Consider the following 15800-nt stretch of genomic DNA (forward strand, 5'->3'; position numbering starts at 1 on the left):
CCGCTGAGCTACAGCTGCAACCGCCGCTCGATGGCGGGCTGCGGCTGTCCCTGCCGCTGCCAGCTCAGCCTTGCGTCGATCAGACTGCCGGGCGCGGCGCCCAGGCGCGTGGTGACCGGGCAGCCGTCACCCCTGGCCTCGCCGGCCTGACGGGTGCGGGCGACACCACCCGGCCCATGCAATTCGATGATGAGTTCGTAGCTCAGGGGCGCGTCTTCGCCGGTAAAGCACAGCTCTACCTGAGCGCCCGCCGGTTGCGGCTGCAGCTCCAGGCGGGCGCTAGCCGCGGCGCCGCCCGCCAGGGGCAGGAGGGCCGCGAGCAGCCAGACGACGCGTGTCACCGCTGGTTGATGGTGGCGCTGTTGCCGAAGCCGCTCTGCGAGATCTGCGCGCTGTCGTTGAAGCCGTTGAAGTTGGCCGAGGTCTGCAGGATGCTCGCGCGGTTGCTGTCGCCGACCTGGCTGACGCTGGCCGTGCTGATGGCGCTGGTGACGTCGAGGCGCGCCTCGTTGCCGTTGCCGGTCTGGACGATGCTGGTCTGGTTGCTGTCGCCCTGGACGGTGACGCTGGCCAGGTTGTCGTCGCCGGTGGAGCTGCCGCTGAAGCGGTTGCCGCGGCCGGCCTGGTCGACGTTCAGGGTGTTGCGATTGCCGTCCTGGGTAAAGGTCAGTTCATTGAACTTGCCGGAGGAGAGCACCGTGGCGGCATTGGCCTGGCCACGCTGGGTCAACTCCACGGTATCGACCGAGTAGCCCTGCTGGGTCAGGTCGATGCGGTTGTCGGTGCCGGACTGGGCGAGGGTGGCGGTCACGGCATCGCCGCTCTGGTCGACGCGCACCTGGTTGTTGTCGCCGTTCTGCTCCAGGGTCAACTGGGCGCTGGAGGCCGACTGGACCAGGGTGCCGCTGTTGCTGCCCACGGAGGTGATGGTGGCCTGGTTGCCGAAGCCGTCCTGGGCCAGGCTATGGACGTTGCTGCCGCCTTCCTGGCGCAGGCTCGCCACGTTGCCCTGGGCGTAGCCGTAGATATCGCCGCCCTGGGTGATGGTGGCGCTGCTGGCGCCGGTCTGGACCACGCTGATCGCGTTGCCTTCGCCCTGCAGCTGATAGAGCGACGCGCTGTTGCCGGGGCCGCTCTGGTCCAGGGTGATCGTGCCGCTGTTGCCGTCCTGCTGGACGGTGGCGGTGCTGTTCTGAGCGAGGGCGTTGGCCGCCACGAGGGCCAGCGTCAGGGCGGCCAGGGGCCTGAGTAGAAACATCTGTCTGATCTCCATGAGTGCCATCAGCGGTACTGACGTACCACCGTGTTCTGGTTGCTTCCGTACTGGACGATGCGGCTGGACAGGCCCGAGCCGTGCTGTTCGATGCGGGCGTTGCCCTGGACGCCGAGTTGCAGGATGTCGGCCTGGTTGCCGCTGCCGACCTGCTCGATGCGCGCGACATTGCCATAGCCACCCTGGAGGATGACCGCGCTCAGCTCCGTGCCGTCCTGCAGGATGCGGGCTTCCTGGGCGGCGCCGCTCTGGACGACCTGAGCGCGCAGCGCGGTGCCACGCTGGTCGATGAGCGCCTGGTTGCCTACGCCGACCTGGCGGATGGCGGCGTCGCGCCCGGCTGCGGGCGCCTGCCCCAGGTCGCCGGTCTCCATCAGATCAGCGGCCGAGGCCAGGGCATCCAGGCCGAGGGCAAGGGCAAGGACCATGGCCAGGCCGCGGGTTGGGCTGCGCATCTCTGTCACCGTCATTGCCTAAGATTCTCCGCCTGGCATTGTCCGGAGCCGCCTGGCCCATCGCTATCGCTCCAGGGAGCGAATCCCGCGGGGCTGGCGGCTTAATCCCTAGCGCCGAGTCGGCTCCAGATACTTGGTCAGCGCTGGATCGCGCGGATCGCGACCGTCGGCCACCAGCCACAGCCGCCGCTCCACGCCCTGGGCGACCAGATGGGCGACCGCCGCCTCGATGGCCGAGAGCACGCACAGCTGCGCCGGCTCGTTGGTGGTGTAGCCGGACTCGGCTTCGAGCAGCTTCTTGAATTCGATGAACTTGAAGACCCCGGCCTGGCGGCCGATGGAATAGATGGTCTTGGAGGTCATGACGTTGGCCAGCACCCGGCCGCTGCGGGTGTCGATGGCGCGCAGATTGACCGTCACCTGATCCACCCGGTACTCCTCGGACAGGCCGATGCCCAGGTAGCGCGCCCCTTCGCCGCCGCTGCGCACGTTGGTGTCGTAGGCCACCACGCCGCCTTCGAGCAGCAGGTTGGCCGCCTGCAGCGAGGGCAGCGCCTGCTGCAGATTCTCCGGCAGGTCCGGCTTGTTCTGGGTGGCGCGGATGATCTTGCGCTCGGTCAGCAGGTTCTGCAGGCCCTCGCGTTCGAGCACCACGAACCAGCCGCTGGCCTGCAGGGCGTCCACCAGCATGCTGCCGGCGCCCTGGGTCACAGCGGTGGAAAAGGAACTGGCCGGATTGGGCTTGTACTGCCCGGTCTGGTCGCGGAAGCCGTAGACGGCGGCCACCAGCGGTCCCTTGGGTGGCGGCAGCGCCAGCAGGTCGTAGTAGGTGGAGGCGCGCGGCGTCAGGGTCGGAGCGGCGTTCTGTTCGGCAGGCATGGGGTCGCGTACGCAGCCGGTCAGGACGAGGGCGGCGGTCAGGGCCGCCGCCAGGGAAAAGGCGTTCATGGCAGGCATCCGTGCTCAGGGTTGGTTGAAGCCGTTGACGGAGATTTCCGAAATCTCCCCGGTCCCGCGGTCGGTGATCTGCACAGTCAGGTTGCCGGAGTCGTCGACGATGTTGACGATGAACTGGTCGGTGGACAGGGTGCCCGAGTTGCCGTCCTTGATGTCGGTCAGCACCTGGGACAGCAGCCGCGATTCCAGCTGGCTGGTGAAGCGCTCCAGGGGCGACTGGCTGCTGGCGCTGCTGCGCAGGTCGGGATCCTTGTGACGATCCTGGGCGGTGGCGTTGTTCAGCAGGTAGGTGCCATTGAGCGGATTGCCGCCGAAGGACGGATTCACCGGCGAGTAGACCAGCTCGGTCGCCAGGGCCGGGGCGACGCCCAGGGTGCAGAGCAGGGGCAGGGCCTTCCAGGCGTGCGCGTTCATAACTCGTCCTTTTCCATGTCGAAAGTGTCCTGCAGCAGGTTTTCCAGGCGGCGGCGGGTGATGCCCTCGTGGACCTGATCCGCGGCGGCGTAGGCGGCATCCTTGAGTTCGCTGTTGTTGGGCGGAATGAACTGCCGATAGAGCAGCCGCTGCTCGTACTCCACCCAGACCAGGCTGCCCCAGCGCGCCGAGGGCCGTTCGCGCACCACCAGGTTGAAGTCCAGGTCGGTGGTGTCGGTGAGGCGGTCGGCGAAGTGGCGATAGAAGTCGTGGCCGAAGCGGGAGATGGTGTTGTCCACCAGCAGTCCCTGAATGATGTCGCCCTCGGCCCGCAGCGGGCCGGCCAGCAACAGCCCGAGCAGCAGCCAGGCGGCTTTCATCCCGGTAGATCCTGCCCGGCATGGAAGCGCAACGCCGCCTCGGCGCGGTTGGCGGCGCCGGTCTTGCGCAAGAGGTTGTGCATGTGGCTCTTGACCGTGTGGGTGCTCAGGCACAGCGCCTCGCCGATGGCGGCGTTGGACAACCCGCGGCCGACCAGCCGGAGGATCTCCCGCTCGCGGCGGGTCAGGCCGTCGGCGGCGATGCTGGGGCGCTCACGGGAGCGGCGCAGCAGGTGGGCCAGGATGGCGCGGGGCAGCCAGTCCTCGCCGGCCAACAGCGCGCCGAGCCCTTGCAGCAACTGGTCGCGGCTGGCCTGGGGGGCGAACACGCCCTGGATGGCGGGAAAGCGCTCGACCCAGGGCAGGGCCTGTTCGACGCTGGCATTGAGAAAGGCCACGGTGACCGCCGGCGCCAGGCCTTCCAGCCAGCGTTCCAGTGGCGCCTCGGGCACGCTGCCGAGATCGACCAGCACCAGGCTGGTCTCGCCGGCCGCTTCCAGCTCGCGAGCGCAGCTCAGCTCGATGCCGTGGCGTTCTTCCAGAAAGGGTTTGAGCAATTCCGCCAGGAGGACGTTTCTCGTCGTCAGGCAGACCTTGCTCGCAGGTATCGCGCGCATGTCCATATGGGCTGTCTCATCATCCGTTGCGCGCACGCTGAGACAAATCGCCGGGAGCGACAAGAAAAAATTGACCGATTTCCAGCGACTTACCGGCTCTGTGGACCGCTTGGCAGATTGCCCGTCGATCAGCCGACGGCAGCTAGCTCCAAAGACTTAGCTCTCTGGATGGAGCGGGAAATCCAGGCGCTCCGAAGGCGGCAGCGCCTGGACGCTCGAGCGCGGCCTTAGCGGGTGAGGGTGACCTTGCGCAGATGGCGCGGCTGGTCCGGATCCTGCCCGCGGGCTTCGGCCAGCAGCGCAGCCATGCGATAGAAACTCTGGATCGCCAGCAGGCCGTCCAGGTCCGGATGGCCGGCGACGGCGAGGGGCAGATCGCGCTCGGCGACCTCGTCCGGGGCGGCCAGCAGCACCCGGGCGCCGCGGCCGCGCAAGTCCCGCGCCAGTTGCAGCAAGCCGGCCTGCTCGGGGCCGCGCAGGGCAAAGATCAGCAGCGGATAGCCGCGCTCCACCAGCGCCAGGGGACCGTGCTGCAATTCGGCGCCGCTGAAGGCCTCGCCCTGCAGCGCCGAGGTTTCCTTGAGCTTGAGCGCGGCTTCCTGGGCGATGGCGAATCCGGGTCCGCGACCGACCACCATGCAGCGTTCGGCGTCGCGTAGCACCGGCAGCGCCGGCGCCCAGCTCAGCTCGGCCGCGCGATCCAGCGCCTCGGGCAAGGCGGCGCCGGCGGCGAGCAGGGTTTCGTCCTGCTGCCAGTAGGCGATCAGCCGAGCCGCGGCGGCCAGGGTGGCGATGAAACTCTTGGTGGCGGCGACGCTGTGTTCGGGACCGGCCTGCACGCCGATGGCATGGCGGCAGGCCAGGGCCAGGGGTGAGTCGATCTCGTTGACCAGGGCCGCGGTGCGGGCGCCGTAGCGATCCAGCGCCGAGAGGGTCTCGATCAGATCGGGACTGCGTCCGGATTGGGAAAAGCCCAGGGCGAGCTGGCCTTCGACGCGTAGCGGCGCCTGGCGCAGGGTCACCAGCGAAGGCGGCAGCGACAGCACCGGCAGCCCCAGGTGGGCCATGGCCAGGTAGGCGAAATAGCTGGCCGCATGGTCCGAACTGCCACGCGCCACGGTCAGCGCCAGCTGCGGCGGCTGGGCTCTGAGGTCGTCGGCCAGAGCCGCCAGGGCCTGGTCGATGGTCGCCAGTTGGCGAGCGACCGCCGCACCGCTAGCGGCGGCTTCTGCGAGCATGAGCGAGGTCAAGAGGGTCTCCTTGCGCGAACGCCTGTTACACGACGTCTGTTGCATGACGCCTGAGTCCCTTACTCTGCCACTCCCGGTCAGGCGCGACCAGCCGACCTTGGCCTAGTCGCCTTCGTCCGCCGCACCGCCGGTGAATTGCAGGTCATGCTTGCGCAGCTTGTCGGACAGCGTCTTGCGCGGCAGGCCCAGGGCTTCGGCCAGGCTGCGCAGGGAGGCGTGGGGCCGGGCCAGTTCGCGCTGAATGAGTTCGCGCTCGAAGGCCTCGACCTGCTCGCCCAGCCCGGCGGCCAGGGCGGCCGTGGCGGGCGCTGCCGCGACGGGTGCCGGGCTCATGGGCGCCAGGGGCGCATAGGCGCTGTTGTCCAGGGCCAGGTCCAGGCCCAGGGCGAAGCGCTCGGCGGCGTTCTGCAGTTCGCGCACGTTGCCCGGCCAGCTGTGGGCGATCAGCGCCGCGCGCTGCTCGGCATCGGCCTCGCGCACCGGCGTGCCATGGCGCTCGGCGGCGGCCAGGGCGAAGTGGCGGAACAGCGGCAGGATGTCCTCGCTGCGCTCGCGCAGGGCGGGGATGCGCAGGGTGGCGACATTGAGCCGGTAATAGAGATCGGCACGGAAGCGGCCCTGGTCCGCAGCCTGGCGCAGGTCTTCCTTGGTGGCGGCGACCACCCGGATATCCAGCGGGATCTGCTGGTTGGAGCCGAGGCGCTCGACCTTGCGCTCCTGCAACAGGCGCAGCAGCTTGACCTGCACATCCAGGCTCATGCTCTCGATCTCGTCGAGAAAGAGGGTGCCACCGCTGGCGTATTCGAACTTGCCGATGCGTCTCTTCTGGGCGCCGGTGAAGGCGCCCTGTTCATGGCCGAAGAGTTCGCTTTCCACCACGGATTCGGCGAGGGCACCGGCGTTGATGGCGACGAAGGGGCCATCACGGCGATTCGACAGGTCGTGCAGGGCACGGGCCACCACCTCCTTGCCGGCACCGGTCTCGCCGTGGATCAGCACATCGGCCTGGGTCGCGGCGAGGGCGCCGATCTGGTCACGCAGCCGGGCCATGCCCGGGGTCTGGCCGATCAGCCGGGTCTGCAGTTCATGGCGCTCGGCAAGGGCCAGGCGCAGGCTGCGGTTCTCCAGCACCAGATGGCGGGCGCTCAGGGCACGGCGCACGCTGTCGATCAGGGCGTCGTTGGCGAAGGGCTTTTCCAGGAAGTCGTAGGCCCCGGCGCGCATGGCCTGCACCGCCAGGGGCACGTCGCCGTGGCCGGTGATCAGCACCACCGGCAACTCGGCGTCGCGCTGGTGCAACTGGGCCAGCAGCTCCAGGCCGTCGATGCCAGGCATGCGGATATCGCTGACCACCACCCCGGGCCAATCGCGCACGGCCGCCAGCTCCAGGTCCCGGGCATCGGCCAGGGTCGTCACCTTGAAGCCGGCCAGGTCCAGGGTCTGGCTCAGTGCCAGGCGCAGGTGGGCGTCGTCGTCGATCAGCAGGATCTGGCTGGCGGGATCGAAGGGGGGCAGGGCGTTCATGACTAGGACCTAAGGTAGAGGGGCTAAGGTGTTCAACCGCGGACTTCTTCCTGGGGCACCGAGGCGACCCCCGGCTTGCCATGCAACAGGTAAAGGCGCACCTCGGCACCGCCATCGCCATGGTTGGACAGGTGCAGATGGCCACCCAGGGTACGCAACAGGTTATCGCAGATCGCCAGGCCCAGGCCGAGGCCCTGGGCGGTGGCCTTGGTGGTGAAGAAGGGCTCGTGGGCGCGGGCCAGGGCCTCGCTGGAAAAGCCCGGACCGTTGTCTCTCAGGATCAGCGTCACGCCGCGCTCGTCTATGCTGGTGGTCAGCCACAGCCGGCGGGTGCTGGTCTTTTCCGCCAGGGCGTCGAGGGCATTGCTCAGCAGATTGCTGATGATCTGCCGCAGGCGGGTTTCGCCGGCCTGCACCCACAGCGGCGCATCGGGCAGGTCGCGGATCAGCTCCACCTGCATGGCCCGGCGCCGCGCGGCGACCAGCGCCAGGGCGTCTTCCAGGGCGCCCTGCAGGACCACGCTCTCCGGCGCGCGGCGGGCGCCGCGGGCATAGGCCTTGAGGTGGGCGATGATGTTGGCCATCCGCGTGGTCAGCTCGCCGATCAGCTTGAGATTGCCGCGGGCGTCGTCCAGGCGATCGTGGTCGAGCAGCACGACGGCGTTTTCCGTGTAGCTGCGAATGGCCGCCAGTGGCTGGTTGAGTTCGTGGCTGATGCTGGCCGACATGGTCCCCAACGCCGACAGCTTGCCCGCCTGCACGGCTTCGTCCTGGGCGCGCATGAGTTCGCGCTGGGCCTGTTCGCGGTCATGGACCTCCTGTTGCAGCCGGGCGTTGAGCGTCTGCAGGTCGCGGGTGCGCTCCTCCACGCTCAGCTCCAGGTCACGCTTGGCGCGGGCATCGAGTGCCAGGCGCTCGATGAAATGGCGCCGCCGCAGGGTCATGACCACCAGCAACAGCAGCAGCGCCAGCAGGGTCGCCGCGCCGACGTAGAGCGCACTGCGCACCTGGCGCTCGACCATCTCCCGTGGTGCCAGGATCCGGGCGGTCCAGCCCACCTCGTCCAGGTTGCGGGTCTGGGTCAGCCAGTCGCCAGGCACCAGGGTCAGGGGGGCGGGATTGGTGGTGGGGTAGGGCCGGTTGGCATTGACCTGCTCGCGCTGGCGCTCGTCCAGCGGATGGGTGGCGCGAAAGCGCCAGGCATCGTGTGAGGTAAGGATGACCACGCCCAGGTCATCGGTCACCAGCAGTTGTTCGGGGGCGTTGCCCCAAAGCCGCTCCGCGCTGTCCAGATCGACCTTGACCACCACCACGCCAATGGCCCGCGCGCCGTCGCGCACGGCGGCGGCAAAGTAGTAGCCGCGCTTGCTGGAGGTGGTGCCGAGACCGAAGAAGCGCCCCGGCTGGCCTTGCATGGCCGCCTTGTAATAGGGCCGGAAGGAAAAGTCGCGACCGACGAAGCTGTCTGGCTGGCGATAGTTGGAACTGGACAGGCAGGTGCCGTCATCCTGCATCAGGTAGATGACATCGGCCCCGGTCCGCTGGCGGATGTCTTCCAGCATCTGGCTGGCGGCGTCCTGGGCGCTGCCGTCGCCTTGTCCTTCCAGGGCATGGCGCAGCACCGGCAGATCGCCCAACAGGTCCGGCAGCACCTCGTAGCGCCGCAGGGTGCCCAGCAGGTTGGCGACATAGAGGTCCAGCGTCTGGCCGTTCTGCTCGGCCAGTTGCGCCTCGTAATAGTGCTGGGCCGCATAGCGCAGCGGAATCAGCAGCAGCGTCAGACCCAGGGCCAAGAGCAGCAGACTGCTCCAGCGGGGGCGCTTGGGAAGGTGAGGACTCTTGGGCATGCGCGGCTACTGTAGGGGGCGTCCCGGCATTATGCCCAAGCCGGCCCCTGGCGAAGAGCTCGCCAGACTGTTAACGCCTTGGCAGTCGACTGAAATATTTTGTTACCGATAACCCTGGCTGTGGAAAGGGACACGGTTTTGCCGGGCGAAAGGCGGCTAACTGAGGCTGCAATCAGCCACCGAAGGAGTGACTTCCATGAAAAGCACCACCCTCTGCCTGACCCTCGCCGGCCTGCTGGCCACCTCTGCCGCCTTCGCCCAGACGGCGCCCACCGACTCGGCCACGCCGCCTGCCGCGACCAGCAGCAGCCCGGCCAAGACCGGCAAACAGGCCACCACCCACCACAAGAAGGTGGCCCACAAGAAGGCCCACAAGGCCAGCACCAGCGGCAGCTGATCCACGGCGCGGCACCTCCCTGCGCGGGAGGTGCCTAAAGGGGAGTGAATCCGTCCAGAGGAGTCCTCCCCATGCGCAAGTCCCTGTTGCTTCCCACTTTGATCCTGGGTCTTGGCCTGTCCGGTGCCGTCCTGGCCCAGACCAGTCCGACCAATCCCCCGGCCACTCCCGCGCGGCCCGATCCCACCAGCAGCCATGGCATGGAAAAGGCGCCCAGTACCGGTGTCGGTGCGGCCGACAATGGCTCCAGCAGCGGTTCGGGCAGTGATACCGGCACCGACCACGTGAAGAAGCCGAAGACCCAGCACAAGGATCACTAAGGCATCCCGCCCATTCCCCCGGGGAATGATCCAATGAGCAAAGATCGCTTGAGCAGCCCGCGTGGGCATGTCGAAATCGGCTTCTAGCCTGAGCCAGGAGCCGCTCCCATGACCGCCGCGTCGCTGCTTTCCCCGGACTTGATCCGCACCCGCTTTTCCCAGGCCATGTCGGCGATGTACCGCCAGGAGGTGCCCCAGTACGGCACCCTGCTGGAACTGGTCGCCGAGGTGAACGCTGACCAGCCGGGCTTCGCCGGGGATTCCGCGGAGCGTTTGGATCTGGAGCGCCACGGTGCCATCCGCGTCGGCACCGCCGCCGAACTGGCCACCCTGCGCCGCCTGTTCGCCGTGATGGGCATGCAGCCGGTCGGCTACTACGACCTCAGCGTGGCCGGGGTACCGGTGCATTCCACCGCCTTCCGTCCGGTAGCGCCGGCCGCCCTGCAGATCAATCCGTTTCGCGTCTTCACCTCGCTGCTGCGCCTGGAGCTGATCGAAGACGCCGAGCTGCGCCAGTTGGCCGAAAAGGTCCTGAACGAGCGCCGCATCTTCACCCCGGGCGCGCTGGAGCTTATCGAGCGCGCCGAGGCGCAGGGTGGTCTCACCGACGCGGAAGCCGCTGCCTTCGTCCAAGAAGCCCTGGAGACCTTTCGCTGGCACCGCGAGGCCAATGTCGACGCCAACCTCTATCAGCGCCTGCACGACGCCCATCGACTGATCGCCGACGTGGTCTGCTTCAAGGGTCCGCACATCAACCACCTGACCCCGCGCACCCTCGACATCGACGCCGTCCAGGCCCGGATGCCCGCCCGTGGTATCGCGCCCAAGGAAACCATCGAGGGCCCGCCCCGCCGCCAGTGCCCCATCCTGCTGCGGCAGACCAGCTTCAAGGCGCTGGAAGAACCCATCCTCTTCAAGGGCGAGGTCCAGGGCTCGCACACGGCGCGCTTCGGCGAGATCGAGCAGCGCGGCATCGCCCTCACGCCGGCCGGTCGCCAGCGCTACGACGAGCTGCTGCAGGAGGTCCGCCAGCGCAGCAAGGCGGCCGGCAGTGACTACGCAACGGTATTGGCCGAGGTGTTCCAGGCACTGCCCGACAACTGGGATGAGCTGCGCCGCCAGGGCCTGGCCTGGTTCCGCTATCGTGCCGCGCAGAGCACTGGGTCGGGCGTCGAGACCACGGATACCGAAGCCCTGATCGCCGCCGGCCAGCTCCTCGCCGATCCCATCACCTACGAAGACTTCCTGCCCGTCAGCGCCGCGGGCATCTTCCAGTCCAACCTGGGCGCCGGCAGCCAGCAGGAATACCAGAGCGGCGGCAATCGCGCCGCCTTCGAAGCCGCCCTGGGCGCGCCAGTGCTCGACGAGATGGCGCTGTACGAACGCCAGCAGCAGGAATCCCTGGACACCGCCCTGGCTGCCCTCGGCCGCCCCGCCTAGAATGTCGGCTCCCGCGTCGGCGGCCCCTGGCCCCGACGCCCGCCCCCGGCAGGCAGCCACGATGTTCACCAAACTCGATCCGACCGACTGGCAGCTCATCTACCTGCTGCAACAGAACGCCCGCGCTTCCAACGCCACCCTGGCCCGCCAACTGGGCCTGGCGCGCACCACCGTAGTCACCCGCCTGGCGCGCCTGGAGCGCGACGGCATCATCCAAGGCTACGGCCTGCGCCTGGGCTCAGAACTGGAACAGGCCGCCGTACGCGCCTACTGCGCCATCAGCGTCCTGCCGCGCAGTACCGCCGGCGTCATCCGCGCCCTGGAAAAGATGGTCGAGGTCGAGGAAGTCTCCTCGGTCAGCGGCCAGTTCGACTACCTGGCCTTCCTGCGCTGCACCACCCACGAAAAGCTCGACGAACTGCTCGACCGCATCGGCACCCTCGAAGGGGTCAAGCAGACCCAGACCTCGATCATCCTGAATCGGAAGATCGATCGGCGTCGTTCGACCTAGGCGAGCGCTCTCCTATTCCTGCCGCCTAACCTGCCACGCCGGTCGAAAGCGGCTCCTGTCCGATCAGCACGATGCCGGGTGAGCCGATGGCGGTTGCATCGCCGTTTTGAGCGAAGGCCCCATCCCTGCCAAGCGCTGCGCCGACATAGGTGGGGTGGGTCGTCGACAGACCATCCCAGACCGCCGAGGCGCCAGCGCCGACACCATAGGCCGCACCTGCATGCTGACCGTCCTTGAACGTTGCACCGCTACCAGCTGAGGCTGTCGTGATCAGGGTTCCGTCACTGGCAAGCACGGCGGTCAGGTCATAGTTGAAGGCCGCCGCGACATTACCCAACTTGTCGAACAGCACTACGGCATCCTCCTTGCCCAGCCCGGGCCCATCGACGTTGATGACCGCTGTCGTGTCACTCAAGCCCCATGCCGTCTTGAACGCGTTCAGGTTCGCCGCAGCCACATCGGCGACCACCAGCGTCGCACCGGCGGCGAGAACGGCATTGCCGTCGAGCGTGACCGCCGAAGAGAACTGACCGGCTTCGTCCGTCATGCGCCAGCCGCTGAGATCGATGCTCGTCAAGCCGTAGTTGTACAGCTCAAAGAAATCGCCGCCCTTGGCATTGGAATTGACCTCTGTGATCAACAGACTGTAGTGAGGCCTGGCGGCAGTCGCGAAGCTGATGTCCATAGCAGCCACGGCATTGCCCGCATGGTCGACGACCGCGCCCGGTTGCATCTCCAGGTGGTAGCTGCTGCTCGCCTGCAACCTGTCCGTCGGCGTCAGATTGAGGACGTTGAAGTCGATCGCGACGCCCGGATCTCCCGCTTTGAACACCTGAACCACGGTGCCGGCCTGGTCCACCAGTTGGATGCTGCCGCTGCCCAGCGCGATGCCTTCATCGAACGTCAGACTGATGCGGCTCCCGGTGGGGACATCCTGCGCGTCCAGCGCTGGACTGCTGGCCACCAGGACGGGAGCGGCAAGGTCCACGGTCGGCATACCCAACGAGATCAGGTTGCCCTGGAAGTGCTGCTGCGCCGGGGCGAGGTCCTTGGACACCTGCGTCTGCCCTTGCCACAGGGTATCGCCGTTGTCCTGCAGCAGTAGGATCTCGGTGCCCGGTTTGACGCTGGCGGGGGACGCGATGGACTCGAAACTGCCTCCGGTGGCGGCCAGCAAGGCATCCAGATCGTTGTCGAGCTCGATGGGCGCGCGGGTCGGGTCACCGCTCCAGGTGAACAGGCGGAAATCATGGGTGACCGCGGCGGAGGCGCCGCCGGAAGGACCGGCCAGAATCAGGTAGCCACTGCCATCCAGGGCCCGGTCAATGGAACGAATACCCCGCCCGCCCAGATTCAGCTCGATTGCTTCAAAGGTAGGCGTGATGTTGTTGTCGGTCAGCACGGCCTGATAATTGGTCACGGCCACCAGCAACGCCTTGTCGCGCGATCCGGTATCCAGCTGCGGTGCGCGAAAACCCAGCCAGAGCTGGCTGTCATCGGGGGAAGTGGTCAGGCCTTCGATGGAGAAGCCGTTGACGTTCTCGGGGGCGATACCGGCAGCGGAGGAGACCTTCAGGCCATAGTAGCCCGCCGGCTTGCCGCTGCTGCCACTGGCGTCCCAGGCATCGAGCGCCGCGACCAGGCCCTTGTAGGTCTGGATGCTTGCCGTATCGAACACCGGTTTGCCTTGGGCGTCGGTGGTCAGCTTCACGGCCAGGATGGCTTCGCGTCCCGGCGCCTCCTTGCCGCTCTTGCTGTTGCTGTGCGAACCGGTGAGATACAGGGTGCCCTCGGTACCGAGGGTGCCGGTAAAGGTCATGGCCTCGAAATCCAGTTCGTCGGTCAGACCCAGCACGCCGCCGTAGTCGAATTCGTCGAGCGCCTGGCCACCCTCCCGGTCGTAGACCCTGAGCACATTGCCCTCATCATCGCCCACGATGAGGTATTGGCCCCAGCTTATGACTCCAGACGCATCCGAGGCACCGGCTTGGGTGCCTGCCTCCGGCGTGAAGGTGAAGACGCTGGGCTGAGGCTCGATAGGCGCGGGGGAGGGTACGGCATTGTCGATCAGACGCTCGGTCGTACGGGTGACCAGCTCGGTCAGGGACTGTTCCCCCTGTTGCGCCAGGATGTCGTTCAACTCGGTCAGGGTCGGTGATTCGCCACTGACACCTTGATAGGCAAGGGTCAGTTGCGCCTTGGCCAGCGCATGGGGCTGACCTTCCGGCGAACCCGCCAGTGCCGCCAGCACCTCCGCACGGCTGGTGCCGGCGGCCAATTGCTGGGTCCAGAACTGCAGGCCGTCCGCATCGGCGGGCCGCCCCAGGGCATTCTCATAGGCAGTGGTCAAAAACGCCGTTGCGGAGCCGGCGGCCACCGTTGCGAATTCCGGCGACTGCAGGAACGCCTGCTGGATGTCCTCCAGCGTCGTGCCGTTCTGCAATGCCTGGGTCCAGTACTGTAGCCCCTCGGTATCCGGTAGCCGGCCAAAGCTGCTCAGGTAGAGGGCGACAACAGGGACCATGCCAGTGGCCGCTTCGGTCGAGAGCGAAAGGCCGGTGGCTACCTGGGCAAGGCTGGCATTGCCCAGCTCGACCTGCGCGGTCCAGTACTCGAGTCCGGCGTCATCCGGGGTGCGGCCGAGAATGCTCTGGTAGTAGGCGCTAATGGCTTCGCGAGTAGTGGGCATGGCGCAGGTCCGTCTGATGAAAAGGAGAGACGGAGCCTAACGGGCTGAGTGTTGCAGAAAGATTGCAGGAGCGGAGCGGCTGTCGTTTCCCTTGTCGAAGCTCCACAGCTGGAGGTTCGAGCTGACCCTGTTGGGCTTCGCTACGCTCAACCCAACCTACGTATCGTTGTAGGTTGGGTTGAGACGGCCTCAGCGTCGAAGCCCAACAGCCGGAGATTCAGGCTAGGCCCACTCGTTCTGCCCTACCAGCAGAATGAAGCCATTGCTACCGGTGGTCAGGGCCTGGTTTTCCGTTGAGTCGGAAAAGGATTGCAGGACATTGGCGCGGCTCTGGCCGGTGCCTAGATCGTGCAGCCAGTAGTCGATCCCGGCGGTCTCGCCCGTGCGGCCGAGCACGTTGGCGTACAGCTGAGTGACGTAGGAGCGATCGTCCGTTCCAGAGAACAACCCCTTGAACTCGCTCGACGCGGTAAAGGACTGCGCGATGGTCTGGCTGGTCGTACCCTTGGCGTGGTCGTACATCCAATAATCGAGGCCAGAATAGTCCGGCACCCGGTGGAAGGCCGCGTTGTAGAGACGGGCGATCTGCGCTTGATCTGCAGTCAGGACGTACAGGTTACGATCGCTGAAATTCAGCAGGTTGATATCGTGCAGGTTGACTGCCAGATCGCCGCTGTTGCTGGTCAGAGTGACTACGTTGCCCGCGGCCTGCCACTTGTAGGCACTTGCCGCGTTTTCCAGGCTCAGGACATCGCCGCCGCCGTAACCATAGAGGCTGCCGCGATGATCGCCATCCAGCGACAGGCGATCCTGGAAGAAGAACTCACCATCCTTGCTCCCGCTGTTGACGCCCAGGCCCACTGGTCGCGAACCGGCATTGAAGGCCGCGCTGTCGTTATTGATGCTGGCCTTCTGGTACCACTGCCAGTTGCCGACATCGCTCATGCTGGCGTAGGTCGACAGCGTATCGCTGGCATTGCCCGAAGACAGCACGCCGCGCAGGTTGCCGCTGCTGTCCAGCAGCGGTCCGCCCGAGGCGCCACTGCCCAGTCCAGTGGAGAACTGATAAGCGGCGACGCCGCTGTACTGGGTCGCCGTGCCGGTATCTTCCATGAGACCAGTGCCCCGACCAGGATAGCCGAGCACGGTGCCAGCGAAGGAGGTGGAGCCACCCAGTGTGGGAGTGAGGGTGCCGGTTACCGAGCCCAGATTGACGTTGAAGCCCAGCAGCGACATGTCGTACTGCGCTTCCGAAGGAGAGACCAACCCGTCACCATTGGCATCCCAGTTGACCACCCGACTCGACCAGTTGGTCGCCAGATAGGTACCCAACGGAGCCGACCAGGCGCCGGTGGCGTCATTCACGAAGGCGCCCGGCGCGACCATGACCTGGATGGCACCACCGCCGTGATCGGCGTTGTAGACCATGTGGTTGGCGGTAAGGACGTCATTGTTGCCGACTACGCTGCCCGAGCCGCGAAACGTTGAGCCATCTGGAAAGATGGATTCGAGGTAGACGATGCTGCTGTAGGGTGCCGAACGACTGGTGATTTCACGCATGTCAGGAAGATTTCCTGGTATCTGAGCGGCAATATTCTAATCCTCGTCGAGTGCTCTATCAGGACATTCGTCGGCCCAGGCAGCCGCCTGGCACCGGCATTCTGGATACTTTGCCTGCCGAGCACCGCACGCTTCCGGCCATATATCTGTGGTAGCATCGCCGGTC

16 protein-coding genes are annotated in these 15800 nt (G+C 66.8%); 4 read left to right on the forward strand and 12 right to left on the reverse strand.

Annotated features, from left to right (window positions below; genetic code table 11):
- Positions 1 to 8 precede the first annotated feature (8 nt).
- The 10 genes from C722_RS0116645 to C722_RS0116690 all read right to left on the reverse strand — a co-directional run bounded on the left by C722_RS0116645 (position 9) and on the right by C722_RS0116690 (position 8717).
- Positions 9 to 341: a hypothetical protein gene (locus tag C722_RS0116645; protein ID WP_017641595.1), complete on the reverse strand. Its 333-nt coding sequence runs from the start codon at positions 339 to 341 to the stop codon at positions 9 to 11.
- Positions 338 to 1258 (reverse strand): hypothetical protein, encoded by a 921-nt coding sequence (locus C722_RS0116650; protein ID WP_157225840.1) that lies wholly within the window; start codon positions 1256 to 1258, stop codon positions 338 to 340. Before C722_RS0116650 ends, C722_RS0116645 begins: the two co-directional genes overlap by 4 nt.
- Positions 1259 to 1281: 23 nt before the next feature.
- Positions 1282 to 1728 (reverse strand): hypothetical protein, encoded by a 447-nt coding sequence (locus C722_RS0116655; RefSeq protein WP_017641597.1) that lies wholly within the window; start codon positions 1726 to 1728, stop codon positions 1282 to 1284.
- Between the two features lie 108 nt (positions 1729 to 1836).
- A complete protein-coding gene (locus C722_RS0116660) occupies positions 1837 to 2676 on the reverse strand; it encodes a CsgG/HfaB family protein (RefSeq protein WP_017641598.1) in 840 nt (279 codons plus the stop codon).
- A 15-nt stretch (positions 2677 to 2691) separates the two neighbouring features.
- Positions 2692 to 3099 (reverse strand): curli assembly protein CsgF, encoded by a 408-nt coding sequence (locus tag C722_RS0116665; protein ID WP_017641599.1) that lies wholly within the window; start codon positions 3097 to 3099, stop codon positions 2692 to 2694.
- Positions 3096 to 3479, reverse strand: a complete 384-nt coding sequence (gene csgE, locus C722_RS0116670) for a curli production assembly/transport protein CsgE (RefSeq protein ID WP_017641600.1) — start codon at positions 3477 to 3479, stop codon at positions 3096 to 3098. Before csgE ends, C722_RS0116665 begins: the two co-directional genes overlap by 4 nt.
- Entirely contained in the window at positions 3476 to 4096 is a 621-nt protein-coding gene (locus C722_RS0116675) for a LuxR C-terminal-related transcriptional regulator (protein ID WP_256204541.1), read from the reverse strand. The genes csgE and C722_RS0116675 overlap by 4 nt, the downstream gene beginning before the upstream one ends.
- Before the next feature lie 227 nt (positions 4097 to 4323).
- The gene (locus tag C722_RS0116680; protein WP_037064193.1) at positions 4324 to 5334 is read right to left on the reverse strand and encodes an SIS domain-containing protein; all 1011 of its coding nucleotides are present in this window, start codon (positions 5332 to 5334) and stop codon (positions 4324 to 4326) included.
- A 114-nt stretch (positions 5335 to 5448) separates the two neighbouring features.
- Positions 5449 to 6870, reverse strand: coding sequence for a sigma-54 dependent transcriptional regulator (locus C722_RS0116685; protein ID WP_017641603.1), 1422 nt, complete (start codon positions 6868 to 6870; stop codon positions 5449 to 5451).
- A 32-nt stretch (positions 6871 to 6902) separates the two neighbouring features.
- Positions 6903 to 8717 (reverse strand): ATP-binding protein, encoded by a 1815-nt coding sequence (locus C722_RS0116690; RefSeq protein ID WP_017641604.1) that lies wholly within the window; start codon positions 8715 to 8717, stop codon positions 6903 to 6905.
- A gap of 196 nt (positions 8718 to 8913) precedes the next feature.
- Here C722_RS0116690 and C722_RS0116695 point away from each other — a divergent pair, with 196 nt between their 5' ends.
- The 4 genes from C722_RS0116695 (at position 8914) to C722_RS0116710 (ending at position 11385) form a co-directional block, all read left to right on the forward strand.
- Positions 8914 to 9114: a hypothetical protein gene (locus tag C722_RS0116695; protein WP_017641605.1), complete on the forward strand. Its 201-nt coding sequence runs from the start codon at positions 8914 to 8916 to the stop codon at positions 9112 to 9114.
- A 71-nt stretch (positions 9115 to 9185) separates the two neighbouring features.
- A complete protein-coding gene (locus C722_RS0116700; protein WP_017641606.1) occupies positions 9186 to 9434 on the forward strand; it encodes a hypothetical protein in 249 nt (82 codons plus the stop codon).
- 108 nt (positions 9435 to 9542) lie between these two features.
- Entirely contained in the window at positions 9543 to 10874 is a 1332-nt protein-coding gene (locus C722_RS0116705) for a VOC family protein (RefSeq protein ID WP_017641607.1), read from the forward strand.
- 61 nt (positions 10875 to 10935) lie between these two features.
- Positions 10936 to 11385: an Lrp/AsnC family transcriptional regulator gene (locus C722_RS0116710; protein WP_017641608.1), complete on the forward strand. Its 450-nt coding sequence runs from the start codon at positions 10936 to 10938 to the stop codon at positions 11383 to 11385.
- Between the two features lie 25 nt (positions 11386 to 11410).
- Here C722_RS0116710 and C722_RS0116715 read toward each other — a convergent pair whose 3' ends face one another.
- The gene (locus tag C722_RS0116715) at positions 11411 to 14092 is read right to left on the reverse strand and encodes a DUF4214 domain-containing protein (RefSeq protein WP_256204547.1); all 2682 of its coding nucleotides are present in this window, start codon (positions 14090 to 14092) and stop codon (positions 11411 to 11413) included.
- A 204-nt stretch (positions 14093 to 14296) separates the two neighbouring features.
- On the reverse strand, positions 14297 to 15634 hold the full coding sequence (locus C722_RS0116720; protein WP_017641610.1) for a DUF4214 domain-containing protein: 1338 nt from the start codon (positions 15632 to 15634) through the stop codon (positions 14297 to 14299).
- Between the last annotated feature and the right edge of the window lie 166 nt (positions 15635 to 15800).

The organism is Pseudomonas sp. 313 (assembly GCF_000316965.1).
Taxonomy (GTDB): domain Bacteria; phylum Pseudomonadota; class Gammaproteobacteria; order Pseudomonadales; family Pseudomonadaceae; genus Chryseomonas; species Chryseomonas benzopyrenica.